1 protein-coding gene is annotated in these 1,368 nt (G+C 69.9%); it reads right to left on the bottom strand.

All coding sequences use genetic code 11. The annotated features are described in order from the left end of the window. A partial coding sequence (locus ACFHW0_RS31600) for an IS110 family transposase (protein WP_416613283.1) occupies positions 1-1,136 on the bottom strand: 1,136 nt, incomplete at its 3' end. Between the last annotated feature and the right edge of the window lie 232 nt (positions 1,137-1,368).

The following is a 1,368-nucleotide window of genomic DNA, read 5'->3' as shown; positions in this document are numbered from 1 at the left end:
AGGACGTCGCAGCGGCGTCGGGCGAGGCAGATGAGGGCGGCGTTGTGGCGTTTGCCTTCGGCTCTTTTGCGGTCGTAGTAGGCGCGGCTGACGGGGTCGGCCAAGGCGGCGAACGCGGCGAGGAAGAAGGCCCGTTTGAGGTTCTTGTTGCCGCCGCGGGGTGGATGTTCGCCGCGGATGCTGCTGCCGGATCGTCGGGTGACGGGTGCCAGGCCGGCGTAGGCGGCGAGGTGGCCGGGGGTGGGGAAGGCGGTGCCGTCGCCGACTTCGAGCAGGATCCGGGCGGCGGTCCTGACACCGATGCCGGGCATCGAGGTCAGGACCGAAGCGAGAGGGTGCGCATCGAGGATCCTCTCGACCTCGCCGGCGACCTGGTCACGTTGTCGCAGGACATCTCGGAGGCTGTCAGCCAGGCGGGGCAGGATCGTCTCCGCGGCCTGGGTGCCGGGGACGGTGACGGTCTGCTCGTCGAGGGCGTTCATGATCTGCTCGACGAGGCGTTCACCCATGCGTGGGGCGTGAGGTCGGGCGACGGACAGGAGTTTGCGACGTCCGGCCTTGCGTAGCCCGACCGGTCCCCCGCAGCGCGACAGCAGTTCCAGCACGGCCTTGTGGTGGACTTTCGGGCCGAGAACCCGTTCCAGGGCGGGGTGGATCTGAGTGAGCAAGCCACGGATCCGGTTGGACACCCGGGTGGCTTCGCCAGCGAGGTCGTCGTCGAAGCCGACCAGGACCTCCAGCTCCGCCAGCGTTTCGTCGCCGACGTCGACCCGGCGCAGCGTGTGCGGCAGGGTGCGGGCGGCGTCAGCGATCACGTAGGCGTCGCGGGCGTCGGTTTTCGCCGCACCGGGGTGCAGGTCAGCGATGCGGCGCATCGCCAGGCCGGGCAGGTAGGCCACCTGATGACCGCAAGCCCGAGCCACCGCGACCGGCAGGGCGCCGATCGAGGCCGGCTGGTCGACCACCACCAGAATCCGGCCGTGGCGGGCGAGCTTGTCGAACAACTGCCGCAGCCGGGCCTCCGTGTTCGGCAACGCCGCGTCGTGCAGCCGCTTGCCGTCCGGTGCCAACCCGACCGCGTGGTGATCACCTTTGCCGACGTCCAAGCCGAGGTAGACGCCGTATCCGTCGTTCACCAGACCCGCCTCCACGCATCGATCCCGTGGCCTCGGCCGCTGATCCAGGCGTCGGACTGCCGGCAGCCACGTTACGAAGAGACCTACCCCAACACGGGTGGCCGTGTCCCTATCAGCGGTCCGCCGACGCCACCCGACCCGGCGACAACACCCCCCGGATCATCCAAACGACAGGGGCAGGCAGTCATACCGGGCCGGGCGACCGAGGGTCCCCGGCTGGGGACGATCAAAA

Source organism: Micromonospora sp. LOL_025 (genome assembly GCF_048060285.1).
Classification (GTDB): Bacteria; Actinomycetota; Actinomycetes; order Mycobacteriales; family Micromonosporaceae; genus Micromonospora.
This window is presented reverse-complemented; position numbering and strand designations above follow the sequence as displayed.